Consider the following 24,481-nt stretch of genomic DNA (forward strand, 5'->3'; position numbering starts at 1 on the left):
GCCTCAGTGCCCCACCCGCACCACGATCTTCCCCAGGTGCGTGTTCGACTCCATCAGCCGGTGGGCGTCGGCGATCCGCTCCAGACCCTCGAGGGTCTCGGCGATCACCGGCGCCAGGGAGCCGTCCCGCAGCCCCGCGCCCCCTTCGCCCGCCGCCCTCGTCGGCCGCGCCCCCTCGCCCACCTCACCTGGTGGCGCATGACCGCGGCCGGCCGCCTCCTCCGCTCCGCCGACCTCCCGCTCCGCGTCGTGGCCCAACGCTCGGGACACTCCTCGGAGTTCGCCTTCGCCAAGGCCTTCAAGGTCGAGTACGGCGTGGCGCCGGGCCGGTACCCCAAGGGCGCGTGACCCGCTCGGGGGTCCTGTTGCTCAGCCCCGGCGGCCCGGCAGGCGCAGCGACGCCAGGGTCGTCAGGGCCAGCAGGGCGGCGCTGACGAGGAGGCCGGTCCGCAGGGCCGCCGTGAGGTCCCGGGCCGCGAGGGACCCGAACACCGCGACGGCGAGGCCGCCCGCCGTCTGCCGGACCGCGTTCAGGAGCCCCGCCGCCGTGCCGGCGCGCTCCGCGGGGACGGCCTCCATCATCGAGGCGATCAGCGGCGGCAGGGAGAAGCCCGCGCCGAGCGCGAGCGGCACCAGCAGCAGGGCCTGGGCCGCCCGGGAGGATTCCGCGTCCACGGTGAGCAGGCCGAGCAGACCGGCCACCGCCACCACCTGGCCCACCACGATCGGGACCTTCGCCCCGTACCGCGCCGCCACCCGCGCCGAGAGGACGTTCACCCCGGCGAGCAGCCCCGCCATCGGCAGGAACATCAGCCCCGCGCCGAGCGCCGACAGACCGAGGACCTGCTGGAAGAAGAGGCTGAAGACGAAGAGCATGCCGTAGAAGGCCACGCTGTTCGCCGAGCCCGCCGCCACCGCGACCGCCACCGTCGTGTTCCGGAACAGCGCGAGGGGCACCATCGGGTGCCGCCGCCGCGCCTCGATCAGGAGGAACGCGGCGAACGAGACCACCGCGACCCCCAGCGCCCACCACGCCTCCGGGCCGCCCTCGACGGCGGCGAAGGTCAGCGCCCCGAGCGCCCCCACCGCCGTCAGCTGCCCCGGCAGGTCGAGCGGGGCCGGCCGTTGCTCCGAGCGGGCCACCCGGGCCAGCAGGACGAGGGCGGCGAGCCCGAGGGGGAGGTTGACGAAGAAGACGCCGCGCCAGCTCCAGGCCGTCGTCAGCGCCCCGCCCGCGACCGGGCCGAGCGCCACCGCGACCGTGCCGCCCGCCGCCCACAGCGACACCGCCCGGGCCCGTCGCCCCGGATCGCCGTACGCCTCCCGGACGAGGGCCAGCGAGGCCGGCAGCATCACGGCCGCCGCCACGCCCTGCACCGCGCGGGCACCGAGCAGCGCCGGAAGCCCGGGGGCGATGCCGCAGGCGGCCGAGGCGAGGGTGAAGAGCACGACCCCGGCCCCGTACGCCCGGCTCGCCCCGACCCGGTCCGCGAGCGCCCCGCTGGAGAGCAGCAGCGCGGCGAAGGCCAGCGTGTACGCGTCGACCACCCACGAGAGGCCGGACATCCCGGCCCGCAGGTCGGCGCCGATCGCGGGCAGCGCCACGTTGACGACCGAGGTGTCGAGGGTGATGAGCGCGAACCCGAGCATCGCGGTGGCCAGGGCGGGGCCGGGGGAGCGCCCGGGAGCGGCGGTGGGCGGACGGGGGACGGGGAGCGCGGTACGGGCTGTCGAGGACATGCGCCCAGCTTCGTGACGGGCGGGTACGTACAGTAGTGGCCCGAATGCCATATGCCCGGAGGTTCTGGCCATGACCGTCGAGCCCCGCACCCGGGCCGTCCGGAGCGTCGCCGTGATCGCCGTCCCGCCCGTCTCGATGTTCAACCTGGCCATCCCCGAGATGCTGTTCGGCAAGGTCGAGATCGACGGCCGGCCCGGGTACGAGACGGTCATCTGCACCCCCGACCCCGGGCCCGTCGCCACCACCGGCGGCCTCGACCTGGTCGTCCCGCACGGCCTCGACGCCGTGGCCGGCGCCGACACCGTCGTCCTCGCGGGCAGCGGCGCCGCCACCGACACCGACCCGCGCGTCCTGGACGCGCTGCGCGGGGCCGCCGCCGCGGGCAAGCGGATCGCCTTCCTCTGCACCGGAGCCTTCGCGCTCGCCGAGGCCGGACTGCTCGACGGCCGGGCGGCGACGACGTACGGGGCGTACCGGCAGCAACTCGCCGACCGGCACCCGGCCGTCGGCCTCCAGGGCGACGTGCTGTTCGTCCAGGACGGTCCCGTCCTCACCTCCTCCGGGTACGCGGCGGGCATCGACCTCTGCCTGCACGTCATCCGCACCGACCACGGCGCCGCCGTCGCCAACACCGTCGCGCGGCTCGCCCTCGTCGCACCCGTACGTCCCGGCGGCCAGGCCCAGTTCACCCAGACCCCGCTGCCGCCCGAGCGGGGGGTCTCGTTCGCCGACACCCGCGCGTGGGCCATGGCGCACCTCGACGAACCGCTCGGCCTCACCGACCTCGCCCGGCACGCCGGGGTCTCCGTCCGCACCCTCTCGCGCCGCTTCCACGCCGAGACCGGCGTCAGCCCGCTCCAGTGGCTGCTGCACCAGCGCGTCGAGCGGGCGAAGGAGCTCCTGGAGACCACCCCGCTCGCCATGGACCAGGTGGCCCGCGCCAGCGGCCTCGGCACCGCGGACTCCCTGCGCGGCCACCTCCTGCGCCGCACCGGCCTCACCCCGAGCGCCTACCGCTCCTCGTTCAACCGGCTCACGGGCGCGGACCGTCCCACGGGGGCCGGGACGGTCCGAGTGAGCCCTGGACAGTCTGACGGAGCCCCGGGCCGTCCGGCGGAGGCCGGGACCGCCTGAGGGAGTCCGAGGCCGTCCGGCGGAGCCCCGGACCGTCCGGCGGAGCCCCGGGTCGTCCGGCGGACCCCGGACCTGAGCCGTACGGCGGACCCCGGGCCTGAGCCGTACGGCGGACCCCGGGCCTGAGCCGTCCGGCGGACCCCGGGCCTGAGCCGTCCGGCGGACCCCGGGCCTGAGCCGTCCGGCGGGGCCGCCACCGGAACCGGGGCCGTGTCCGCCGCGTCCTGAGAGGTCATGATCAGACTCGCCACCGCGGACGACCTCGACGCCGTCGTCGCCCTCCACACCGAGGCCCGCGCCACCTACTACCGCGGCCACGTCCCCGACGCCGACTTCGAGGGGCCCGAGGCGCTGGCGCGCTCCCGGGCGGCCTGGGCGGCGGCCGTCGACGGCGGCCGGGTGCTGTGTGCCGAGCGCGGCGGCCGGGTCGTCGGCATCGCCGCGTCCGGCGTCAGGGACGGCGTCATGACCCTCTCCCAGCTGCACGTCCTGCCCTCCCGCTGGCGCGTCGGAGTCGGCGCCGAACTCCACGCCGCCTGCGTCGACGCCTGGCGCGAGGCCGGGGTGACCGGCGCCCGCCTGGAGGTCTTCGAGAAGAACGAGCGCGCCCAGGCCTTCTACGCCGCCCACGGCTGGACCCCGGACCCGGAGCACCCGCGCGACGGCGACCACCTCGTGCTCCGGCTCACACTGGGGCCGGACGAGGAATGAGGGAGGCCGGCCGGGGCGTTCGACCGTACGGAACACCCACCGGCACCCCTCGGAGAGAAGTCACATGCGCGTCGAGATCTGGAGCGACATCGCCTGCCCCTGGTGCTACATCGGCAAGGCCCGCTTCGAGAAGGGGCTGGCGGCCTTCGCCCACCGCGACGACGTCGAGGTCGTGCACCGCTCCTTCGAGCTCGACCCGAACAGCCCCAAGGGCGACCGGGCACCCGTCCTCGACATGCTGGCGAAGAAGTACGGCCGCACCCTCGACGAGGCCCGCGCCATGGAGGCGCACGTCGCCTCCAACGCGCACTCCGAAGGCCTCGCCTACCTGACCGAGGGCCGCGACCACGGCAACACCTTCGACATCCACCGGCTGCTCCACCTCGCCAAGGCGCACGGCCGGCAGAGCGAGCTGCTCGACCTGGCCTACCGCGCCCACTTCGCCGAGGAGCGCTCCGTCTTCGACGCCGGGACCCTGGTGGCGCTCGGCGTCGAGGCCGGCCTCGACGAGACCGAGGTGCGGGCCGTCCTCGCCGACGGGACCGCGTACGCCGACGCCGTACGGGAGGACGAGCGCGAGGCCGCCGAGCTCGGCGCCAACGGCGTGCCGTTCTTCGTCCTCGACCGCCGCTACGGCGTCTCCGGCGGCCAGCCCGCCGAGGTCTTCACCCAGGCCCTCGAACAGGCCTGGCAGGGCCGGGCGCTCCAGCCGGTCGGTGCCGACGCGGAGGTCTGCGGACCGGACGGAGCCTGCGAGGTTCCCCAGGCCTGACGGCCTGACCTGCGGATACTCTGACCTGCGAGGATAAGCGCGGCTTGGATCTCCCCACGGTCGAGTCGCCATTGACGGGTGATCGTGGGGAATCCATGGTGGGGACATGGATGCCCTTGACCAGCCGCTCGGCGGCGCCGAGTTCGCGCCCAAGAAGACGTACCTGAACACCTCCGCCTGCGGTCTGCTGCCGCGGCGGAGCGTCGAGGCCGTCACGCTGCTCGCCGAGGAGACCGCCGACGGCCGCTCCGACGGCGCCGGCAGCTTCGACGTCGTCGACGAGGCCCGGGCGACCTACGGCCGGCTGGTCCACGTCCCCGCCGAGCGGGTGGCCGTCGGCAGCTCGGTCGCCGTGCACTGCGGGATGATCGCCCAGTCGATGCCCGCGGGCGCGGAGATCCTGTTCCCCGAGGGCGACTTCTCGTCCGTCATCACCCCGTTCACGATCCGCGGCGACCTCAAGATCCGGTTCGTGCCCCTGGAGCGGCTCGCCGAGTCCGTCCGTCCCGGGACCGCGCTCGTCGCGTTCTCCGCCGTGCAGTCGGCGGACGGGCGGACGGCCGACTCCGCCGCGGTGCGGGAGGCGGCGGCGGCCCACGGCGCCCGCACGCTCCTGGACGCCACCCAGTCCGCCGGCTGGCTGCCGCTGTACGCGGGGGAGTGGGACTACACGGTCACCGGCGGCTACAAGTACCTGCTGTGCCCGCGCGGCGCGTCCTTCCTCACCGTCACCGAGGAGGCGCAGGACTCGATCCTCCCCATCCACGCCAACTGGGTCACGGGCGAGGAGCTGTGGGTGAACAGCTACGGCCCGGTCCGCGAACTGGCCCGCTCCGCGCGCCGCTTCGACGAGCCCGCGACGTTCCTCGCGTACCACGGGGCGGCCCGCTCGCTCGCGCTCCTGGAGGAGATCGGCATCGAGCGGATCGAGGCCCACGACAAGGGGCTCGCGGCCCGCTTCCGCGCCGGGCTCCTCGACCTCGGCCACGCGCCCGTCATGGACGATTCGACGGTCGTCGCCGTCCCCGGCCTCGGCGACCGGGCCGACGCGCTGCGGGCGGCCGACGTCCTGCTCTCGGACCGCGCGGGCAACCTGCGGGCCTCCTTCCACCTGTACAACACGACGGCGGACGTGGACCGCGCCCTGGACGTCCTGGCGGGCTGAGCCGGCCCGACGGCCGCGCCCGCTCCGACGGCCCCGCCCCGCCTGCCCTGCTCACCCCGACGGCCGCGCCCGGCCCGAAGCCCCTGCCCCGACGGCTTCAGCTCGCCCCGGTGTCAGCAGACGGCGCCCGGCGCGGGCGGGCAGGCGACCTCCTCGCCCGCCTCCTCGGCCAGGTTGTCGCCCACGAGGCCGAGCAGGCGGGCGAGTTCCGCGCGGTCGGCCGGGGCGAGCCCGGCCAGGGTGCGCTCCTCCAGGTCCGTCCAGGCGCCCTCGACCCCGGCGCGCAGGGCGGCGCCCCGCTCCGTCGCCTCGACCAGGACCGCGCGGCGGTCGGCGGGGTCCTGGCTGCGGCGGACGTATCCGCACTGCTCCAGGCGCTGGAGCATCTTCGTCACGGTCGAGGGGTCGAGGCCGAGGGACTGGATGAGCTCCGACTGGCGGACCGCCCCGCAGTCCCACAGGCGCATCATCATCAGTTCCTGGCCCGGGTAGAGGCCGAGGTCCCGCAGTCGCCGGCCCATGGCGATCCGGTGCAGGCGAGCGACCCACGCCAGGGTGTGGCTGACCGTCCCGCCGCACGCGGCGGGGGGCCGCGGCTCGGTGGACGAGGCGGTGCAGACGGGGTCGGTTCCTGGCATCGCGGGCTCCTCGGGACGGTTCTCGTCCTCAAGATTACCTTGGGCCACGGATTATCTTGGCTGGCCAAGTAAATGGGTTACAGTGGCATCGGCCCGATTAGTTGGCCGACCACATATTCATGTGAGGGACAGCCGTGACCACTGCATTCGACCCCATCGACCTCGCCGGGACCCGCCTCGCCAACCGCATCGCGATGGCCCCCATGACCCGCAGCCGCGCCAACGGCCAGGACGGCACCCCCACGGCGGTCGTCGCCGAGTACTACGCCCAGCGCGCCTCCGCCGGACTGATCATCACCGAGGGCGTCCAGCCCGTCCCCGAGGGCCAGGGCTACCCCGACACCCCCGGACTGCACAGCCGCGCGCAGATCGCCGCCTGGCGCGAGGTCACCACCGCCGTGCACGAGCGCGGCGGAAGGATCTTCGCCCAGCTGATGCACTCCGGCCGCATCGGCCACCCCGACCTGCTCGACGGCGACCTCCACCCCGTCGGCCCCTCGCCCGTCGCCGCCGCCGGCCAGGTCTACACCCACGAGGGCCCCAAGGACTTCGTCACCCCGCGCGAACTCACCGGCGACCAGGTGCGCGAGGCCGTCGCCGGCTTCGCCTCCGCCGCCCGCAACGCCGTCGAGGCCGGCTTCGACGGCGTCGAGATCCACGGCGCCAACGGCTACCTGATCCAGCAGTTCCTCGCCTCCGGCTCCAACCACCGCACCGACGAGTGGGGCGGCTCCGTCGAGAACCGCATCCGCTTCGCCGTCGAGGTCGTCAAGGCCGTCGCCGCCGAGATCGGCCCCGAGCGCACCGGCCTGCGCATCTCCCCGGCCAACACGCTCAACGACATCAGCGAGACCGACACCGACGAGCTCTACGCCGCCCTGCTCACCGCCATCGAGCCCGTCGGCATCGCCTACCTCCACGTCCTGGAGACCGCCCCCGAACGCCGCCCGCTCGTCCTCGACCTGCGCAAGCGGTTCGCCGGCACCTTCATCCTCAACCCGGCCACCGAGGGCGAGACCGACGCCGCGTCCCTCGCCCTGATCGAGGACGGCACCACCGACCTCGTCGCGTACGGCCGGCTCTTCATCGCCAACCCCGACCTGCCCGCCCGCCTGCGCAACGACGGCCCCTACAACACCCTGGACAGTGCCACCATGTACGCCGGCGGCCCCCAGGGCTACACGGACTACCCCGCCCTCTGACGCCGGACACGCGGAAGGGGGCGGCGGCCCGGCACCGGACCCCGCCCCCTTCCGTGTGGTACCGCCTAGTTCCAGGCCTCGGTGACCGCGCGGCGCGCGCCCTCCAGGTCCACCGTGCGGCCCGACTCGCCGAGCGCCGCGCCGAGGGCGGCGAGCGAGGACTGCACGGCGCCCGGCGTCGCGTCCACGCCGTAGTGGTTGACCCGGATCATCTCCTTGGCCAGCGCCCCGCCGCCGGCGATCAGCGGCAGCGACGGGTCGGCCGCCAGGGCCTTGGCCACCAGCTCGGAGGCGTCGAGACCGGCCGGGACGCGCAGCGTCGTCGCCACCGGCGCCGCGTCCCGCGCCTCGTACACGTACGGTTCGAGACCGCCGCCCAGCGCCAGCGCGCCCGCCCGGGTCGCGGCCGCCGCCGAGGCGTGACGCGCCATCAGCGCGTCCAGACCCTCCGCCTCGATCCGCTCCACACAGGCCTCCAGGGCCAGCATCTCCAGCTGCGCCGGCGCGTGCAGCAGCGCCTTGCGGCCGCCGTCGATCCAGCGCTCCTTCCAGTCGAGGAGGGAGAGGTACGAGCGGCGCGGGGCCGCCGGGTTGGCGGCGAACCGCTCCCAGGCCCGCGCGCTCACCGACACCGCGGACACGCCCGCCGGCCCGCCCATCGCCTTCTGCGCGCCGATGATGCACATGTCCACGCCCCACGCGTCCGGCAGCACCGGCTCCGCGCCGATCGACGCCACCGCGTCCAGGTAGAACAGCGCGCCGTGCGCCCGCACGACCTCGCCGATCTCCGCCACCGGGTTCGTGTTCCCGGTCGCCGCCTCCGCGTGCACCAGCGACACGAAGTCGATCTCCGGGTGCTCGGCGAGCGCCTGCTCCACCTGAGCGGCCGTCACCGCCGTGTGGAAGGGCACCTCCAGGTCGACCACGGTCGCCCCGCAGTCCCGCAGCCAGTTGCCGAAGGTCTGCCCGTACGGACCGGTGACGACGTTCAGCGCGGTCGAACCGGCCCGCGCCCCGCTCCGGATGCACCCCTCCAGCGGCAGCAGCGCCTCGCCCTGGGTGATCACCACGTCCTGCTCCGTGGAGAGCAGCGCGGCCACCCGCCGCTCGATCGACGCGAAGTGCGCGGCGGTCAGCGGGGCCAGGTCCAGGAGCGGATGTGTCACGGTCACGGGGGTTCCTTCTTCGTCGGCGCATGCGTGTCGCATACATCGGATCGGGCTCGTGCCAGCCTAAGCGCCCCGCGGGCGCGGGCGCGGCGCAGCCACCCCGTCCACGCACCCCGCGCCGTCACGAGGGTGTGCGGAACACGTCACAAGGCGCGCACCGCCGGGCTCCGCCGCTTCCCCCGCCGCCCCGCCGGTGGGATGTTGCGGACCGGAGCGGCGCCGCGGGAGCCGCCGGGAGGAATCGGGGTGGACACCGTGGTCCGGAGCACCGACAGGGCCGACAGGGCCGACAGAACACTGCGGCGCCGGGCGGTGGCGGCCGCCGCGGCGCTCGCCCTGGCCGTACCGCTGACCCTGGGCGCCTCGGGGGACGCGGGCGCGGCGGCGGGCGCGTGGGCGGTCTCGGCCCGCCCGATCGTCTTCGCCCGCTACGACGCGGCGGCACCCGTCGAGGACCTGTACGCGATCGCCCCCTGCGGCGGCAAGCCGACCAAGCTCACCCACACCCCCGCCATCAGCGACGTGATGCCCCAGTGGTCCCCCGACGGCAAGCGGGTGGCGTTCCTCCGCTACGGCTCCGGCGGCGCCGTCGACGGCATCTGGACGATGAACGGGGCGGGCGGCGACCTGAAGTCCGTGCCCGGCACCGCGGGCGCCTCCGACCCCGCCTGGTCCCCGGACGGCAAGCGGATCGCGTACTCCCTGCCGGTCGGCACCGAGCGCGAGATCTACGTGGCGGACGCCGACGGCACCCCGGCCACGCGGCTCACCCACACCGCGGCCGACGAGTACCACCCGACGTGGTCCCCGGACGGGAAGCACCTCGCCTTCAGCCGCGCGGACGCGTCGGGGAACAGCAGGCTCGTCCGGATCCAGCTGTCCACCCTGGCCCAGACGCCGATCACCGGAGCGGGTTCGCGGGACTGGACGCCCGACTGGTCGCGCGGCAACCGGATCGTGTTCAGCCGCGTCGACTCCACCGGCTTCGCCCACCTCCACGTCGTCGCCCCCGACGGCACGGGAACGTACCGCGTCACCTCGGCCGCCGCCAACGACAGGTACCCCTCCTGGTCGCCGGACGGCAGGCGCCTGGTCTTCACCCGCGGCGGCACCGACGACGCGGACCCCGAGCACCTCTTCCTCGTCAGGGCCGACGGCACCGGGCTCACCCAGCTCACCAAGGCCGACTCGCACGACCTGCAGGCCGACTGGCGCCCGTGAGGGGCCCGGCGGCCACGGCGCGGACGTGACGGACATCGCCGCCCGGGACCCGGGCGGCGGCTCGTAGAGTGCAGGCATGAGCGATCACGCGGTGCTGCACGTGAAGGGGCGGGTGCTCGTCGGCCCGGAGGACGTACGCGACGAACTGTGGTGCGTCGGCGGGCGGATCACCTTCGACCGGCCCGCCGCCGATGCGGTGACCGTCGAGGGCTGGGCGCTGCCCGGACTCGTCGACGCCCACTGCCACGTCGGCCTCGACCGGCACGGCCCCGTCGACGACGCCACCAGCGAGAAGCAGGCACTCACCGACCGGGACGCCGGCACCCTGCTGATCCGGGACGCCGGCTCGCCCTCCGACACCCGCTGGATCGACGACCGCGAGGACCTCCCCAAGGTCATCCGCGCCGGCCGGCACATCGCCCGCACCCGCCGCTACATCCGCAACTACGCCCACGAGATCGAGCCCGCCGACCTCGTCGCGTACGTCGGGAGGGAGGCCCGCCGCGGCGACGGCTGGGTCAAGCTCGTCGGCGACTGGATCGACCGCGAGGTGGGCGACCTCACCGCCTGCTGGCCGCGCGCCGAGGTCGAGGCGGCCATCGCGGAGGCGCACCGGCTCGGCGCCCGCGTCACCGCGCACTGCTTCGCCGAGGACTCGCTCCGGGACCTCGTCGAGGCGGGCATCGACTGCATCGAGCACGCCACGGGCCTCACCGAGGACACCATCCCGCTGTTCGCCGAGCGGGGCGTCGCCATCGTCCCGACCCTGGTCAACATCGCGACCTTCCCGCACCTCGCCGACGGCGGCCAGGAGAAGTTCCCCCGCTGGTCGGCCCACATGCGCAGGCTGCACGAGCGGCGGTACGACACGGTCCGCGCCGCCTTCGACGCGGGCGTCCCCGTCTTCGTCGGCACCGACGCGGGCGGCTCCCTCGCCCACGGGCTCGTCGCCGAGGAGGTCGAGGAGCTGACCCGGGCCGGCATCCCGCCGATCGACGCGCTCGCGGCCACCGCCTGGCGGGCCAGGGCCTGGCTCGGCCGCCCCTCCCTGGAGGAGGGCGCCCCGGCCGACCTCGTCGTCTACGGCGAGGACCCGCGCGCGGACGTCCGCGTCCTCGCGGCGCCGCGGCGGGTCGTCGTCAACGGCCGGGTGGTCGGCTGACCGGCCGGCCCGTCAGCGGGTGAGGAAGGCGAGCCGGGCCTTCTTCTCCGGGATGAAGACCTCCGGCAGGTCCACCTCGGGCAGCACGACCACCGGGCCCGGTTCGAAGCCGGCCCGGACCATCCGGGCGACGGCCTTCTCGTTGGCCGCGTCCGGGTCGACCACGATCCGGGTGCGGTCGCGCAGGGCGAAGTCGATCAGCGCGACGAGCAGCCGGCCCGAGAACCCGGGCTCGGGCGCGGCGCTGGGCGCCAGGAGCAGGTGGACGCCGATGTCGCCGGGCAGGACCTCGTAGCACTCGCCGACCCGGTCGGCCTCGGGGTCGTACGTCTGGAAGAGGGCGACGGGCACGTCGTCGCGGGTGACCAGGTAGCCGTGGTGGGTGGTGAGCGAGTCGAGGTGCGCGTAGGTGTCGCGGACCTGCTCGACGCTCGTGCCGCCCATGCCCCAGAAGCGGGCCCGGTCCTCGTTCACCCAGCCGTGGATGAGCGGGGCGTCCCGGTCGGGGTCGACGGGGGCGATGCGGACGGTGCCGAAGCCTTCGACGGTCCGTTCGTACACGGCGGTGGTCATGCGGATTCCTTCTCTTCGGTGAGCCGGTCCCAGTCGGTGACGACGGGGGCGAGTCCGCCCCGCAGCCACAGGGGGAGCTGGTCGTGGTGGTGCGGGTCGCCGGGGACGCCGGACGCGCCGAACGGCACGATCCAGCGGCTCCGCTCGCGGTCGCCGAGGTCCCAGACGTAGCGGGCGGCGGACGCGCGGGCGCTGCGGTCGGTCCACCCGGGCACGCTGGACGTGGAGAGCACGCAGTCGTGGTCGCCGCCGAGCCCCGGCCAGCGGTCGTCGTCGGCGTCGGGCAGCGCCTGCCAGGGCGCGAGCCGGTGGGTGGTGCCCCAGGCCGCGGGCGGTGCGCCCGCCCCGACCTCGTCGAGCGCCTCGCGCACGATCCGGTCGATGTCCGCGGCCGGCACGGGACCGGCTGTGAGCAGGGTCTCCAGGGCGTAGGCGACCCGCGGGCCGAGCGCCAGCCAGGGCCGGAACACCTCGGGGTACGGGGCGGGTTCGCGCAGCGCGGCGAACGCCTCGTGGCCGGCGAGCCGGCGCACCACGGCCCCGCGCACGGCGGCGTAGAGCCCGGCTCCGGTGCTCTCGGCGTCCATCCGCCGGTCCCAGCCGAGCAGCTGCTCGCGGACCGCCGCGGCGGCGGGGGAGAGGCCGTCGCCGTTCCCCGCCACCTTCGCCAGGAGCCGGGCCGCCGAGGGGTTGTCGGTGTCCATGTGGACGGCGGCGGTCGCCTCCGCGGTCCAGGCCGCCGAGGCGTCGAGCAGCTCGGCGATCCGGGCCGCCCGGTGCGGCGGCGCGAACTCGACGCCCAGGGGCGCGGCGAGCCCGCGGGCGTTGGCCATCACCGCGTGGCCGCGCACCTCGGCGCGCGGCAGCGGGGCGGGCGCGGCCTCCCAGGCGTGCGCCGGGTCCCAGGCGGGCACGACGCGCAGGGAGTTGGCGCGGTCCCGCACGGGCACGTGGCCGGCGGCCCGGTGCAGGAGTCCGCCCGCGGTGTCGGCGGCCTGGACGACGTTCACCGGCTCGACCCAGCCGTCGAGGGCCGCGTCCACGTCGGCGACGGTCCGGGCCCGCAGCAGCGCGGGCAGCACCCCGAAGCCGAGCTCCCCGGTGACCCGGGGCGGGTGGCGCAGCGCGACGGCCTCCCAGCCGGAGGCGGGGTCGCCGTCGGCGGGCGCGCCGTCCGCGCCGATGACCACCGGGCCCCGGTCGGTCTCGATCACCTCGATCTCGACCGGTTCCGCGCCCGCGACCTCGATCGTCTCGGTGTGCGCGGCGGCGGGGCGCCGGCCCTCGGGGCCGACCGCCTCCACGGTCCCGTCGGGGAGCCGGTGCAGCCGTTCCCGGTACAGGTCCTGGTAGTCGGCCATCGCGTTGGTGATGGCCCAGGCCACGGCTCCGGTGTGGCCGAAGTGGGCGAGGCCGGGGACACCGGGCACGGCGAGGCCGACCACGTCGTACGCGGGGCAGGAGAGCCGGATCTGCTGGTAGACGCCGGGGGCCTCGATGAACCGGTGCGGGTCGCCGGCGACCAGGGCCGCCCCGCTCGCGGTCCGTTCGCCGGACACCACCCAGCCGTTGGATCCCGCCGTGCCGGGGCCGTCCGTCGCGAAGAGCTCCGTCCACTCCTCGCCGAGCCGCCGGGCGACCCGGTCCCGCCACAGCTTGGTGGGGAAGCCGGCGAAGAGGATGTGGGTGGAGAGCCAGACGGCGAGCGGGGTCCAGGGCTCCCACCGGCCGGGTGCGAGTCCGGTCGCCGCGAACTCGGGTGCGCGCCGGGCGCCGTCCGCGAGGCCGTCGTTGACGCCGGCCACGTACGCGCGTACCCAGGCCGCCGTCTCCGCGTCGGTGCGGTCGAGGTGCTCGAAGCAGCGGCGGGCGGTGTCGGCGAGCCGGGCCTGCCGGGCGAAGGTGTCCCAGGCGACCTCGGCGGCGCCCAGGAAGGCGGCGCTGGTGCCCTGGGCCCGGTGCCGTTCGACCTCCAGCTGCCAGGCGCGGTCGCGGGCGGTGACCCGGCCCTGGGCGAAGGCGAGTTCGTCCGGGTCGGCGGCGCGCAGATGCGGGACGCCCCAGGCGTCCCGGTAGACCTCGATGCTCACGGAGACCCCGATCCCGTCCATGTCCGCGTAGATTTTATTAGGTAAGGCTGTCCTAAATTAATCTACAGGAGCGGTGGGTCGGCCGCGTGCACCGGGTTGACGATCCGTGACGCGGGGGCGCCGTGCGTCGTTCTCACCCAATCCGCACACGTCGCCCCGTGCGAAAGACGTGGGGCGTGCGGGAACGGTTGTGTCCCAAAGAATCGAAAAAGAGCACGGAAACCCCCCTTTGGAGTGAACTCACGTCAGGCGACTGCCAGTTCACTCTCCGTGCGTAAAGATTCCGGTGTCTCAAGTCGCCGAGGCCGCACCGACCCGCCGTCCCCGCGGTGAGCGGCCGGCGACGCCATGTCTCCTGTGGGGGTTCCACCATCTTGAACAGCAACACCTTCCGCATGCCCGCACGCCGTACCGCCGCCGCCGCGACCGTCGCCGCGCTGGTCGTCGGCCCCGTGCTCCTCGCCGCCCCCGCGGCGCACGCCACGGGCGGCGAAGGGCGTGCCACCGCCGTCGTCCTGCGGACCGGCCTCGACGTCTCCCTCCTCGGCAAGACGGTCGACGTGCCCGTCCGGGCCTCCCTCAACGAGGTCAAGGCGCCGCGGACGGAGAGCGAGACCGCGCTCTCCGTGAAGGTCCAGGGGGCCGAGGGCGGGAAGCCGATCGACATCCTCGCCGCCGACGTCGCCACCTCGAAGGCCACCGTGGACGAGGGCAAGGCCGAGGGGTACGTGAACCTGGTCAAGGCGCGGGTCCACGTCCCCGGCATCCCCGCGCTCTCCCTCATCGAGGTCCAGAAGGTCACCTCCAAGGCGCTGTGCGAGACGGGCCGGAAGCCGGTCGCCGAGTCCAACGTCCTCGGCCACGTCACCGTCTTCGGGAAGAAGACCACCCTGACCACCGGCGGCCGGACCCAGGTCAAGGTCCCCGGCGTCGGCGACGTGACCCTCGACCTCTCCCGCACCTCCACGACCTCCCGCACCGCGGCCGCCACCGCGCTCGAACTCAAGGTGGAGGTCAACCCGCTGAAGCTCGGCGTGGCCGAGGTCAACGGCACCGTGACCCTCGCCCAGGCCACCTGCGAGACGCCGAAGGGCGCCGCCCCGACGCAGAAGCCCACCGAGCGGCCGACGGAGCAGCCCAGTGAGCGCCCCTCCGAGCAGCCCACCCAGCGGCCCTCCGCCGAGCCCAGCGAAGCGGGCGGCATCAAGACCAACAACGGCGGCAGCACGCCCACCGAGAACCTCGCCGAGACCGGCGGCAGCTCCACCACCCCGTACCTCGCGGCCGGAGCCCTCGCCCTCCTCGTGGCGGGCGGCGGCGCCCTCGCGCTGACCCGCTCGCGCGCCCGCTCGCGCGACTGACGGCCCGAGGGGGAGGCGCCGGGGGGCGCCGGGGCAGGGGGAAGGAAAGGGGTTCGGGGAGGGCGACCGCGTCGCCCTCCCCGAACCCCTTCGTCCGCGCCCCTCAGCCGCCGATCAGGAGCGCCTGGTCCAGGGCCTGGAGGAAACGGTTCGTCGTCGCCCGGTCCCGCACCGCGAGCCGCAGCCAGTTCCGGTCGAGCCCCGGGAACGTGTCGCCCCGGCGGGCCGCGAACCCCAGCGACCGCAGCGTCTCCCGCACCGCGTCGGCCCCGTCGATCCGGATCAGCACGAAGGGACCCTCGGACCCCGCCACCGTCCGCACCTCGTCGAACTCCGCCAGACCGGCGAGCAGATGGGTCCGCTCCACCCCGATCCGGTGCGCCGCGTGCTCGGCCTCCGCGAGCGCCGCCCGCGACATGCACGCCTCCGCCGCCACCAGGGCCGGCGTCGACACCGGCCACAGCGGCTGCACCCGCTCCAGGGCCGCGACCGTCTCCGGCTCCGCGAGCACGTAACCGATCCTCAGCCCGGCGAGCCCCCAGGTCTTGGTGAGGCTCCGCAGCACCACCAGCCCCGGCACGTCGGTCCGACCGGCCAGCGACTCCCGCTCGCCCGGCACCGCGTCGATGAACGCCTCGTCCACCACCAGCGTCCGCCCCGGCCGGGCGAGCGCCGCGATCGACGCGGCCGGATGCAGCACCGAGGTCGGGTTCGTGGGGTTCCCGATCACCACCAGGTCCGCGTCCTCGGGCACCGCCGCCGGATCCAGCCGGAAGCCGTCCTCCTCGCGCAGCACCACCCGGCCCACCTCGTGCCCGGCGTCCCGCAGCGCCGCCTCCGGCTCGGTGAACTGCGGGTGCACCACCACCGGCCGCCGCACCTCCAGCGCCCGCGCCAGCAGCACGAACGCCTCCGCCGCGCCGGCCGTGAGCAGCACCCGGTTCGACGGCAGGTCGTGCCGCTCGGCGACCGCCGCCCGCGCCACCCGGCCGTCGGGGTAGGCCGCCAGACCGGTCAGCGAATCGGCGATGCGCTCCCGCAGCCAGTCCGGCGGGGTGTTCGTCCGGACGTTGACCGCCAGATCGATCAGTTTCTCGTCCCTGACCTCGGCGTCACCGTGGTGGCGCAGGTCGTGGGCGTCGGTATCCGTGTGCGTGTCCATGGCCGCCGTCGTGTGGGGGGTGGGGATGGTGGGGGGTGAGCCGGGCTCGCCAGCGATGTACCCGGGAGCCGAGGGCAACAACCGTACGCCTGGGGCGTCTTCGTTCGGACAGAACGGGGCAGAGGCGGCTATTGCGCACGTCACCCGACGCGTCTTCCGCTTCGGTACGAGCAGCACGGCCCCGCCGCCCCCGCCCGGTAAGGTCCCCGGCCCCGTCCCCGCAACCCCGCCCGACCCGGCACCCGCGTCCGGCTCCGGGACCCCGCCCCGCTCCGTACCCCTGCCCGGCCGGGCATCCGACCCCGACCCGGCACCCGCGCCCGACTCCGCACCCCCGCCCGTGCCCGGCTCCGCGCCCGCCGCGAGGAGTGCGGCCGCCTCCGCCACCGACGCCGTGCCCGTCGCGGCCAGCGGCAGCGCCGACGGATGCGGTACGGAGACGGCGGCCAGCGCCTCCGCGGGGAAGCCGCGCACCGGCACGCCGAGCACCGCCGCGGCCGCCGTGATTCCCGGCTCCGCCGCCCGCGCGTCCAGCGTCCCGAGCGAGCGGACCCCGGCACGCGTCAGCCGCGCCTCCCGCAGTACGGCGTCCACCAGTGCGAGGACCTCGTCCACCGTGACGCCCGGCCGGGCCCCGACGCCGAGGTGCGCGGACGGTGCCCCATCGGATAGCAAAGGCCCATGGCTGTAGTCGTCGCGCTCGGCGCGTTCCTCATGACGCTCTTCGGCGGCTGGGTCGCGCAGCGCGTCACCGACCGCCGCCACCTGGTCCTCGGCCTGGCCGGCGGACTCATGCTCGGCGTCGTCGGACTCGACCTGCTGCCGGAGGCCCTGGAGGCCGCGGGCGGCGAGGTCTTCGGAGTGCCGGAGGCCCTGCTGCTGTTCGTGGGCGGCTTCCTCCTCGCCCATGTGATGGAGCGCCTCCTCGCCGTCCGCAGCGCGGCGCACGGCGTCGGTCCGCACGACCGGGTCCCGCAGGTCGGCCTCACCGCCGCGGCCGCGATGGTCGGCCACAGCCTCATGGACGGCATCGCCCTCGGCGCCGCCTTCCAGATCGGCGGCGGCATGGGCGCCACCGTCGCCCTCGCCGTCATCACCCACGACTTCGCCGACGGCTTCAACACGTACACGATCACGAGCCTCTACGGGAACGACCGCCGCAAGGCCGTCGCCATGCTCGTCGCGGACGCCGTCGCCCCGCTGCTCGGCGCCGCCTCCACCCTGCTGTTCACCCTTCCGGAGGAACTCCTCGGCAGCTATCTCGGGTTCTTCGGCGGCGCCCTGCTCTACCTCGCCGCGGCCGAGATCCTGCCCGAGGCCCACCACGAACACCCCGCCCGCTCCACCCTGCTGTGCACGGTGGGGGGCGTGGCCTTCATCTGGCTCGTGGTGGGCCTCTCCGGCGGCTGATCTCACCCGCAGTGCTCCACGAACCGGGCGGCGACCTCCGGGGACCCCGCCCAGTGCGTGTGCACGTAACTCGCGTGCACCCCGCCCTGCACGAACCCCTCCACACGCCGCTCCGGCTGCCGCAGACCCCACGCGGCCAGCGCCCCGGCGCCCGGCTCGATCACGGTGCGGTGGAACTCGTGCCCCCGCATGCGCGCCCCGGCCGGGGCGACCACGCTGTCGTTCACCGCGACGGCGTCGCGGTACCCGAGCGTGAGCCGCTCCGACATCCGCGCGTCGGCGTCCAGCACCCCGCACATGGGGTTGCCGTCGAGGGACCGCGCCAGGTACAGCAGCCCCGCGCACTCCGCGGCGATCGGCGCGCCCGACGCGGCGAGCTCGGCCACGGCCTTCCTGAGCGGCTCGTTGGCCGACAGCTCCGAGCCGTACATCTCGGGGAAGCCGCCGCCTATGACGAGCCCGCTCGTCCCCTCGGGCAGCGCCTCGTCCCGCAGCGGGTCGAAGGTCACGACCTCCGCCCCGGCGGCGGTCAGCAGCTCCGTGTGCTCCGCGTACGAGAACGTGAACGCCGCGCCACCGGCGACGGCCACCCTCGGTGTGGGCAATCGTTCCGCAGGGGCGGAACGGGTGGGCACACCGGAACCACCGGCGTGCAGCCGCTCCCCGACCTCGGCCGACCACGGCTCCGCGTCCAGCGCCGGAGCCGACCGGGCCAACGCCAGCAGCGCCTCCAGATCGCACCCCGCCCGCACCTGCTCCGCCTGCGCCGCCACCGCGGCCACCGCGGCGGCCTGCCGCTCGGCGACGGGCACCAGCCCCAGGTGCCGCGACGGCGTCGCCACCGCCGGCGCCCGCCGGAGGACGCCGAGCACCGGCACCCCCGACTCCCCGAGCGCCTCCCGCAGCAGGTGCTCGTGCCGGTCCGTGGCGACCTTGTTGAGGATCACCCCGCCGATCCGCACCTCCGGGTCCCACGAAGCGAACCCGTGCACGAGCGCCGCCACCGACCGCGACTGCGACGACGCGTCGACGACGAGCACCACCGGCGCCTTGAGGAGCTTCGCCACCTGGGCGGTGGACGCCAGCTCGCCCTGGTCGGCGGCCCCGTCGTACAGGCCCATCACCCCCTCGACCACGGCCAGGTCGCAGCCGCGGGCCCCGTGCAGGAAGAGCGGTGCGATCTGCCCCGTACCGCACATGTACGCGTCGAGGTTGCGGCCCGGCCGGCCGGTCGCCAGGGCGTGGTAGCCGGGGTCGATGTAGTCGGGGCCGACCTTGTGCGGGGAGACGGCCAGGCCACGGCCGGCGAACGCGGCCATGAGGCCGGTCGCGACCGTGGTCTTGCCCGCGCCCGAGGAGGGCGCGGCGATGACGAGACGTGCTACCACTCGATGCCCCGCTGGCCCTTCTGACCGGCGTCCATCGGGTGCTTGACCTTGGACATGTCGGTGACGAGATCGGCGAAGTCGAGCAGCTCCTGCGGCGCGTTGCGGCCGGTGATGACGACGTGCTGGTGGCCCGGACGGTCGCGGAGCACCTCGACGACCTCCTCGACGTCGATCCAGCCCCAGTGCAGGAGGTAGGCGAACTCGTCGAGGACGTAGAACTTGTACTTCTCCTCGGCGAGGTCCCGCTTGACCTGCTCCCAGCCCTCGCGCGCCTTGTCCTCGTGGGACTGCTCGCCGTCGGCGACCTCGCGCTGGATCCAGGACCAGCCCTCGCCCATCTTGTTCCAGGTGACCGTGCCGCCCTCGCCTGTCGCGCCGAGCGCCTTGAGGGCGTTCTCCTCGCCGACCTTCCACTTGGCGGACTTGACGAACTGGAACACCCCGATCGGCCAGCCCTGGTTCCAGGCGCGCAGCGCCATGCCGAAGGCGGCGGTCGACTTCCCCTTGCCGACGCCCGTGTGCACCATCACCAGTGCGCGGTTGCGGCGCTGACGGGTGGTGAGACCGTCGTCGGGCACGACGGTCGGCTGTCCCTGCGGCATTAAGCGGCCCTCCATGCTGTCTGCGTTGTCTGTCCTGCTGCCTGTACGTCTCTGACGAGGCCGGCGATCGAGTCGGCGCGCAGCTCGTCCAAGGTCACGGCGGTGCCGCCGAGTTCGCGGGCGAGCTGCCCGGCGAGCCCGAGGCGCACCGGTCCGGTCTCGCAGTCCACGACCACGCTCGCCGTGCCGTCGGCGGCGTGCAGCCGCGCGGCCCGGGCGGCGAGCGCCACCGGGTCGCCGGCCGCCCTTCCGCCGGTGGCCCGGCCGTCGGTCACGACGACGAGCAGCGGCCGGCGCGAGGGGTCCCGCAGCCGCTCGACCCGCAGCACGTCGTGGGCCTTGAGCAGCCCGGCCGAGAGCGGCGTGCGGCCACCCGTCGGCAGCTGTTCGAGGCGGGCGGCCGCCGCGTCCACGGACGAGGTCGGCGGCAGCGCGACCTCGGCGCCCCGGCCCCGGAAGGTGACCAGGCCGACCTTGTCGCGCCGCTGGTAGGCGTCGAGCAGCAGCGAGAGGACCGCGCCCTTGACCGCGCTCATCCGCTGCCGCGCCGCCATCGAACCGGAGGCGTCCACGGCGAAGAGCACCAGGTTCCCCTCCCGCCCCTCCCGGGTCGCCTGCCGCAGGTCGTCCCTGCGGACCACCAGGCCGGGCCCGGACCGCCCGCGCGCCCGCTGGTGCGGCGCGGCGGCCCGCACGGTCGCCGCCAGGTGCAGCTTGGTCAGTGCGCCCCGCGGCCGGGTCGAGCCGGTGGTGCGGCCGTGCTCGGTGCGGGCGCGGGAACGGCGCCCGGCCGCGCCCTCGCCGAGGCCGGGCACGCTCAGCGTCCTCGTGCGGAACGGCTCCGCGGCCTTCACCGCGGCCCGCTCACCGGCCCCCGAACCCTGCGGCGCGGACGCCGGCTCGGGCGCCGGCGCGTCCTCGGGCGCCGGCAGGTCGTCCTCCGGCGCCGGCGCGTCCTCGGGCCCCTCGCCCTGCGGCGGGATGCCGCCGCCCTCGGGGCCGCCACCGGGACCCCCGCCACCGGGACCCCCGTCGCCGGGGCCGTCCGGCTCCGGGTCCTCGTCGGGCTCCTCGCCCTTGAACTGCTCCAGGGTCTCGTCGAGCTTGTCCTCGTCGAGGCCGGGGGCGTCGAACGGATTGCGCCGCCGCCGGTGGGGGAGCGCGAGGAGCGCGGCCTGCCGCACGTCCTCCGAGGTGACCCCGGTCCGTCCGGCCCAGGCGGCGAGCGCGGTCGCCGTCCGGGCCATCACGATGTCGGCCCGCATGCCGTCCACGTCGAACGCGGCGCAGGTCGCGGCGATCTGCAGCAGCACCGCGTCCCCGAGCGCCACCCGCGGCAGCAGCTCCCGCGCGGCGACGATCCGCTCCCGCAGCGCGCTCTCCTCGCCCGCCCACCGCGCGGCGAAGCCGGCCGGGTCGTCCTCGAACGCCAGCCGGCGCCGTACGACCTCCACCCGCTCCTCGGGCACCCGGGAGGCCGCGACCTCCACGGTCAGCCCGAACCGGTCGAGCAGCTGCGGCCGCAGCTCGCCCTCCTCGGGGTTCATCGTCCCGACGAGCAGGAACCGTGCGGCGTGCCGCACGGAGACGCCCTCGCGCTCGACGTGGGAGGCGCCCATGGCGGCGGCGTCGAGCAGGTGGTCGATCAGGTGGTCGGAGAGGAGGTTGACCTCGTCGACGTACAGGATGCCCCGGTGCGCGGCGGCCAGCAGCCCCGGCTCGAAGGCCTTCACGCCCTCGGCGAGCGCCTTCTCGATGTCGAGCGCGCCGACGAGCCGGTCCTCGGAGGCCCCGACGGGCAGTTCGACCATCCGCGCGGGCCGGGCGGTCCCGGGCGCTTCGTCGTGCGGCCCGTCCGGGCAGCCGGCGTCGGGCGAGGCCGGGTCGCAGCTGAACCGGCAGCCCGCCACGACCGGCACGGACGGCAGCAGTTCGGCGAGCGCGCGGACGGCGGTGGACTTCGCGGTGCCCTTCTCGCCCCGGACGAGCACCCCGCCCACCGCCGGGGAGACCGCGTTCAGCAGCAGCGCGAGCCGCAGGTCGTCCATGCCGACGACGGCCGTGAACGGGTAGCGGGTGCTCATCGGGCGGTCACTCCTTCGAGAGGTACGGAAGTCGGGGCGGGGCGCGCGCTCACGGCGCACCCGGTGGCACGAACGGCAGCCCCGCCGGGGCTCCCTCCTCGATGAGCCGGAGGAGCGCGTCGGTGTCGGCGTGCTCCTCTATCAGGTCGCCGAGGCGGTCGAGCTGCTCCTCGCGGAGGGCGCCGAAGGAGGTGTCGGGGGCGGGGACGAACCGGCGTCCCGCCGCGGCCGCGACCTCGCGCAGGAACGCCCGGCGGAAGCCGTCGCCCTCCAGCGAGCCGTGCCAGTGGGTGCCCCAGACGGAGCCGACGCGACAGCCGTCCAGGAACGGCTCGCCGCCCCGCACGTCCGCGACGCCGTGGTGGATCTCGTACCCCTCGACGCGTTCGCCGAGCGCCTCGCCGACCGGCCGGGCGAGGGTCTTCTCGACGCCGAACCGCACCCGTACGGGGAGCAGCCCGAGTCCGTCGACCACACCGGCCTTCGACTCGACGTCGTCCTCGATGCGCTCGCCGAGCGCCTGGAAGCCGCCGCAGATGCCGAGCACCGGCCGGCCCCCGGCCGCGCGCCGGGCCAGCTCGTCGGCGAGCCCCCGCTCCCGCAGCCACGCCAGCGCCCTGACCGTCCCCCGGGTGCCGGGCACGACGACCAGGTCGGCGTCGACGAGCTCCTCCGGCCGGTCCACGAACCGGACGACGACACCGGGCTCGGCGGCCAGCGCGTCGACGTCGGTGAAGTTGGACATCAGCGGTACGGCGCAGACGGCGACCCGCAGCACGTCGGCGCCGACCGGCGGCGCGACGACGGACTCGCGGACGGTGCCGCGCAGCGAGACCCGGAGGCCGTCCTCCTCGTCGATGCCGAGCCCGTGGGCGTACGGCAGGACGCCGAACGTCCGGCGCCCGGTGAGACCGTGCAGCATGTCGAGGCCGGGTTCGAGCAGGGTCACGTCGCCCCGGAACTTGTTCACCAGGTAGCCGGCGACGAGGGCCTGGTCCTCGGGGCTCAGCAGCGCCGTCGTGCCGAAGAACTGGGCGAAGACGCCGCCCCGGTCGATGTCGCCGACGACGACCACGGGCAGCTTCGCGGCCCGCGCGATGCCCATGTTCACGATGTCCGTGCGCCGCAGGTTGATCTCGGCCGGACTGCCCGCCCCTTCGCAGATCACGGCGTCGTAGCTGCCCCGGAGTTCCTCCAGGCACGCGAGGACGGGCTCGAAGAGCTCCTTCTGCCGGCCGCCGTGGTAGCCGCGGGCGCTCAGTTCGCCGACCGGCTTGCCCATGAGGACGACCTGGCTGGAGCGGTCGCTGCCGGGCTTGAGCAGCACCGGGTTCATCAGGGCGGTCGGCTCGACCCGGGCCGCCTGCGCCTGCATGGCCTGGGCCCGGCCTATCTCGGCGCCCTCTTTCGTGACGAAGGAGTTGAGGGACATGTTCTGCCCCTTGAACGGCGCGACCTTGACGCCCTGCCGGACCAGCCAGCGGCAGATGCCGGCCGTCACGACGCTCTTGCCGGCGTCCGACGTGGTCCCGGCGACGAGCAGTCCGCCACCCCTCATGCGTTCCTCCGCTTCAGTGCGCTCACGATCAGCCGGCCGCCCACGCAGGCGGCCAGGGTCAGTCTGGTGACCCGGCGGGACAGCCGGACCGCCCGCTCGATGTCGGCGACCTCGACGGCCCGCCCCTCCCCGTTCAGCACGGGCCGGTGCTCGACCCGGCCGCCGTACGCGAGGGTGCCGCCGAGCCGCACGCCGAGGGCGCCCGCGAAGGAGGCCTCGACCGGGCCCGCGTTGGGGCTGGGGTGCTTCGCCGAGTCCGCCCGCCAGGCCCGTACGGCCCCGCGCGGATCGCCGCCGGCGACGGTCGCGAGGGCGGCGGTCAGCCGGGCCCCGGGCCAGCCGGCCACGTCGTCGAGCCGGGCCGAGGCCCAACCGAAGCGGCGGTGGCGGGGGGACTTGTGTCCGACCATCGCGTCGAGTGTGTTGACGGCGCGGAAGCCGACGAGTCCCGGCACGCCCGCGACGGCGCCCCAGAACAGGGCGCCCACCACGGCGTCGGAGGTGTTCTCGGCGACGGACTCGACGACCGCGCGGGCCATCGCGGGACCGTCGAGGGAGTGCGGGTCGCGGCCGCAGAGGTGGGGCAGCCGCTCGCGGGCCACCTCCAGGTCCCCGGCGGCGAGCGCGCCGCCGATGGCACGGGCCTCGCGCCCCAGGGTCGTACCGCCGACGACGGCCCAGACGGCCGCGGCGGTCAGGGCGACGGATGCGGCGCGGTTGCCGCGCACCGTACGGGCGGCGAGGGCGCCGGCCGCCGCGGTGGTGCCGACGCAGACGGCGGTGTGCAGGGCGCCCCAGCCGCGGTGGTCGCGCCACAGGGCCCGTTCGACGCCGGCCGCGGCCCGGCCGAACACGGCGACGGGGTGTCCGCGTCGGGGATCGCCGACGAGCCGGTCGACGGCGAGGCCGAGGGCCGCTCCGTACGCGAAGACACCGGTGGCTCGGGAGGCGCTGCGGCTGCAGCCGGGCATGGCGCTCTGTCCTCACTCAGGGTCCGCGCCCTGGATCGACGTGACCGGCGGCGCGAGTTCCTGGCTCCCGGACCCTTCGGATCCGGTCACAGTGGCGGGACCGCGCCGGATTCGCACCGGGCTTCCTCTGCTGCCGCCGTAATGGCCTCGGCAGTCCACCACGGCCCGAGAACACCCGTCAACTCACCCTTGACCTGCGACGCGTCACTGTGCGAAGCACCACAAACACGACGGCCGGGGGGGGGGGCCCCCCCGGGGGGGGCCCCCCCCCCCGGGGGGGGGGGGCCGGGGGGGGGGGGGGGGGGGGGTTGGGTTGGGCCCCGCCCCCCCGCCCACGGGGGAGAAGCGGGGGGGGCGGGGGGGGGGC

General features: G+C 75.3%; 21 protein-coding genes, 1 pseudogene and 1 riboswitch. Of the genes and pseudogenes, 10 read left to right on the forward strand and 12 right to left on the reverse strand.

The genetic code is table 11. The features are described from left to right. Positions 1-3 precede the first annotated feature (3 nt). Positions 4-183 carry a zinc-binding dehydrogenase gene (locus tag ACIQFX_RS14750; RefSeq protein WP_402462604.1) on the reverse strand — a complete coding sequence of 60 codons (180 nt, stop codon included), beginning with the start codon at positions 181-183 and terminating at the stop codon, positions 4-6. On the opposite strand from ACIQFX_RS14750, the pseudogene ACIQFX_RS14755 reads away from it, so the two are divergent. Continuing rightward, positions 136-348 (forward strand): annotated as a pseudogene (locus tag ACIQFX_RS14755) (helix-turn-helix domain-containing protein); the annotation flags it as partial. The gene ACIQFX_RS14750 and the pseudogene ACIQFX_RS14755 sit on opposite strands and share 48 nt — an antisense overlap. 21 nt (positions 349-369) lie before the next feature. Here the strand turns inward: ACIQFX_RS14755 and ACIQFX_RS14760 are convergent. Beyond that, complete coding sequence (locus ACIQFX_RS14760; RefSeq protein ID WP_402462606.1) at positions 370-1,740, reverse strand: MFS transporter; 1,371 nt, start codon at positions 1,738-1,740, stop codon at positions 370-372. Positions 1,741-1,810: 70 nt separating this feature from the next. On the opposite strand from ACIQFX_RS14760, the gene ACIQFX_RS14765 reads away from it, so the two are divergent. From ACIQFX_RS14765 to ACIQFX_RS14780, 4 genes are all read left to right on the forward strand, one after another. Then, the gene (locus ACIQFX_RS14765) at positions 1,811-2,875 is read left to right on the forward strand and encodes a GlxA family transcriptional regulator (protein WP_402462609.1); all 1,065 of its coding nucleotides are present in this window, start codon (positions 1,811-1,813) and stop codon (positions 2,873-2,875) included. A gap of 234 nt (positions 2,876-3,109) precedes the next feature. Continuing rightward, positions 3,110-3,586 carry a GNAT family N-acetyltransferase gene (locus tag ACIQFX_RS14770; RefSeq protein WP_402462612.1) on the forward strand — a complete coding sequence of 159 codons (477 nt, stop codon included), beginning with the start codon at positions 3,110-3,112 and terminating at the stop codon, positions 3,584-3,586. Positions 3,587-3,650: 64 nt separating this feature from the next. Then, positions 3,651-4,358, forward strand: coding sequence for a DsbA family oxidoreductase (locus ACIQFX_RS14775; RefSeq protein WP_402462614.1), 708 nt, complete (start codon positions 3,651-3,653; stop codon positions 4,356-4,358). 106 nt (positions 4,359-4,464) lie between these two features. Continuing rightward, entirely contained in the window at positions 4,465-5,523 is a 1,059-nt protein-coding gene (locus tag ACIQFX_RS14780; RefSeq protein ID WP_402462617.1) for an aminotransferase class V-fold PLP-dependent enzyme, read from the forward strand. Positions 5,524-5,636: 113 nt separating this feature from the next. On the opposite strand, the gene ACIQFX_RS14785 is transcribed toward ACIQFX_RS14780, so the two are convergent. Further along, on the reverse strand, positions 5,637-6,161 hold the full coding sequence (locus ACIQFX_RS14785) for a MarR family winged helix-turn-helix transcriptional regulator (RefSeq protein WP_402462620.1): 525 nt from the start codon (positions 6,159-6,161) through the stop codon (positions 5,637-5,639). A gap of 134 nt (positions 6,162-6,295) precedes the next feature. On the opposite strand from ACIQFX_RS14785, the gene ACIQFX_RS14790 reads away from it, so the two are divergent. Continuing rightward, positions 6,296-7,363, forward strand: a complete 1,068-nt coding sequence (locus tag ACIQFX_RS14790; protein ID WP_402462623.1) for an alkene reductase — start codon at positions 6,296-6,298, stop codon at positions 7,361-7,363. Between the two features lie 65 nt (positions 7,364-7,428). On the opposite strand, the gene ACIQFX_RS14795 is transcribed toward ACIQFX_RS14790, so the two are convergent. After that, entirely contained in the window at positions 7,429-8,529 is a 1,101-nt protein-coding gene (locus ACIQFX_RS14795; RefSeq protein WP_402462878.1) for a pyridoxal-phosphate-dependent aminotransferase family protein, read from the reverse strand. 249 nt (positions 8,530-8,778) lie between these two features. Between ACIQFX_RS14795 and ACIQFX_RS14800 the strand changes: the two genes are divergently transcribed. Both ACIQFX_RS14800 and ACIQFX_RS14805 read left to right on the forward strand, forming a co-directional pair. Then, positions 8,779-9,753 (forward strand): hypothetical protein, encoded by a 975-nt coding sequence (locus tag ACIQFX_RS14800; RefSeq protein WP_402462626.1) that lies wholly within the window; start codon positions 8,779-8,781, stop codon positions 9,751-9,753. A 76-nt stretch (positions 9,754-9,829) separates the two neighbouring features. After that, positions 9,830-10,915, forward strand: a complete 1,086-nt coding sequence (locus ACIQFX_RS14805; RefSeq protein WP_402462629.1) for an amidohydrolase family protein — start codon at positions 9,830-9,832, stop codon at positions 10,913-10,915. Positions 10,916-10,927: 12 nt separating this feature from the next. Here the strand turns inward: ACIQFX_RS14805 and ACIQFX_RS14810 are convergent, their stop codons facing one another. Together ACIQFX_RS14810 and ACIQFX_RS14815 are read right to left on the reverse strand one after the other, a co-directional pair. Then, positions 10,928-11,488, reverse strand: coding sequence for a GNAT family N-acetyltransferase (locus tag ACIQFX_RS14810; RefSeq protein WP_402462632.1), 561 nt, complete (start codon positions 11,486-11,488; stop codon positions 10,928-10,930). Further along, complete coding sequence (locus tag ACIQFX_RS14815) at positions 11,485-13,599, reverse strand: penicillin acylase family protein (protein ID WP_402462635.1); 2,115 nt, start codon at positions 13,597-13,599, stop codon at positions 11,485-11,487. The genes ACIQFX_RS14810 and ACIQFX_RS14815 overlap by 4 nt, the downstream gene beginning before the upstream one ends. A gap of 353 nt (positions 13,600-13,952) precedes the next feature. Between ACIQFX_RS14815 and ACIQFX_RS14820 the strand changes: the two genes are divergently transcribed. After that, a complete protein-coding gene (locus ACIQFX_RS14820) occupies positions 13,953-14,939 on the forward strand; it encodes an SCO1860 family LAETG-anchored protein (protein ID WP_402462637.1) in 987 nt (328 codons plus the stop codon). Between the two features lie 103 nt (positions 14,940-15,042). On the opposite strand, the gene cobC is transcribed toward ACIQFX_RS14820, so the two are convergent. Continuing rightward, a complete protein-coding gene (gene cobC, locus ACIQFX_RS14825; RefSeq protein ID WP_402462640.1) occupies positions 15,043-16,776 on the reverse strand; it encodes an Rv2231c family pyridoxal phosphate-dependent protein CobC in 1,734 nt (577 codons plus the stop codon). A gap of 6 nt (positions 16,777-16,782) precedes the next feature. On the opposite strand from cobC, the gene ACIQFX_RS14830 reads away from it, so the two are divergent. After that, positions 16,783-17,511, forward strand: coding sequence for a ZIP family metal transporter (locus ACIQFX_RS14830; RefSeq protein WP_402462643.1), 729 nt, complete (start codon positions 16,783-16,785; stop codon positions 17,509-17,511). Positions 17,512-17,513: 2 nt separating this feature from the next. On the opposite strand, the gene ACIQFX_RS14835 is transcribed toward ACIQFX_RS14830, so the two are convergent. The 5 genes from ACIQFX_RS14835 to ACIQFX_RS14855 are packed head-to-tail and all read right to left on the reverse strand — an operon-like array spanning position 17,514 to position 24,114. Continuing rightward, complete coding sequence (locus ACIQFX_RS14835) at positions 17,514-18,899, reverse strand: cobyrinate a,c-diamide synthase (RefSeq protein ID WP_402462645.1); 1,386 nt, start codon at positions 18,897-18,899, stop codon at positions 17,514-17,516. Next, entirely contained in the window at positions 18,893-19,501 is a 609-nt protein-coding gene (cobO, locus tag ACIQFX_RS14840; protein WP_402462648.1) for a cob(I)yrinic acid a,c-diamide adenosyltransferase, read from the reverse strand. Before cobO ends, ACIQFX_RS14835 begins: the two co-directional genes overlap by 7 nt. After that, complete coding sequence (locus ACIQFX_RS14845; RefSeq protein ID WP_402462651.1) at positions 19,501-21,585, reverse strand: putative cobaltochelatase; 2,085 nt, start codon at positions 21,583-21,585, stop codon at positions 19,501-19,503. Before ACIQFX_RS14845 ends, cobO begins: the two co-directional genes overlap by 1 nt. Positions 21,586-21,634: 49 nt before the next feature. Further along, positions 21,635-23,143, reverse strand: coding sequence for a cobyric acid synthase (locus tag ACIQFX_RS14850; protein ID WP_402462654.1), 1,509 nt, complete (start codon positions 23,141-23,143; stop codon positions 21,635-21,637). Beyond that, positions 23,140-24,114 (reverse strand): cobalamin biosynthesis protein, encoded by a 975-nt coding sequence (locus ACIQFX_RS14855; RefSeq protein ID WP_402462656.1) that lies wholly within the window; start codon positions 24,112-24,114, stop codon positions 23,140-23,142. Before ACIQFX_RS14855 ends, ACIQFX_RS14850 begins: the two co-directional genes overlap by 4 nt. 54 nt (positions 24,115-24,168) lie before the next feature. After that, positions 24,169-24,243: riboswitch (cobalamin riboswitch) on the reverse strand. Positions 24,244-24,481 lie beyond the last annotated feature (238 nt).

Origin of the sequence: Streptomyces sp. NPDC093089 (assembly GCF_044754405.1) — a bacterium.
Classification (GTDB): Bacteria; Actinomycetota; Actinomycetes; order Streptomycetales; family Streptomycetaceae; genus Streptomyces.

Coding starts and splice junctions, on each gene's coding strand:
- ACIQFX_RS14805 (WP_402462629.1), top strand. CDS start 9,830: ATGAGCGATCACGCGGTGCTGCACGTGAAGGGGCGGGTGCTCGTCGGC.
- ACIQFX_RS14845 (WP_402462651.1), bottom strand. CDS start 21,585: ATGAGCACCCGCTACCCGTTCACGGCCGTCGTCGGCATGGACGACCTG.
- ACIQFX_RS14760 (WP_402462606.1), bottom strand. CDS start 1,740: ATGTCCTCGACAGCCCGTACCGCGCTCCCCGTCCCCCGTCCGCCCACC.
- ACIQFX_RS14815 (WP_402462635.1), bottom strand. CDS start 13,599: ATGGACGGGATCGGGGTCTCCGTGAGCATCGAGGTCTACCGGGACGCC.
- ACIQFX_RS14780 (WP_402462617.1), top strand. CDS start 4,465: ATGGATGCCCTTGACCAGCCGCTCGGCGGCGCCGAGTTCGCGCCCAAG.
- ACIQFX_RS14765 (WP_402462609.1), top strand. CDS start 1,811: ATGACCGTCGAGCCCCGCACCCGGGCCGTCCGGAGCGTCGCCGTGATC.
- ACIQFX_RS14785 (WP_402462620.1), bottom strand. CDS start 6,161: ATGCCAGGAACCGACCCCGTCTGCACCGCCTCGTCCACCGAGCCGCGG.
- cobO (WP_402462648.1), bottom strand. CDS start 19,501: ATGCCGCAGGGACAGCCGACCGTCGTGCCCGACGACGGTCTCACCACC.
- ACIQFX_RS14855 (WP_402462656.1), bottom strand. CDS start 24,114: ATGCCCGGCTGCAGCCGCAGCGCCTCCCGAGCCACCGGTGTCTTCGCG.
- ACIQFX_RS14850 (WP_402462654.1), bottom strand. CDS start 23,143: ATGAGGGGTGGCGGACTGCTCGTCGCCGGGACCACGTCGGACGCCGGC.
- ACIQFX_RS14775 (WP_402462614.1), top strand. CDS start 3,651: ATGCGCGTCGAGATCTGGAGCGACATCGCCTGCCCCTGGTGCTACATC.
- ACIQFX_RS14810 (WP_402462632.1), bottom strand. CDS start 11,488: ATGACCACCGCCGTGTACGAACGGACCGTCGAAGGCTTCGGCACCGTC.
- ACIQFX_RS14830 (WP_402462643.1), top strand. CDS start 16,783: ATGGCTGTAGTCGTCGCGCTCGGCGCGTTCCTCATGACGCTCTTCGGC.
- ACIQFX_RS14770 (WP_402462612.1), top strand. CDS start 3,110: ATGATCAGACTCGCCACCGCGGACGACCTCGACGCCGTCGTCGCCCTC.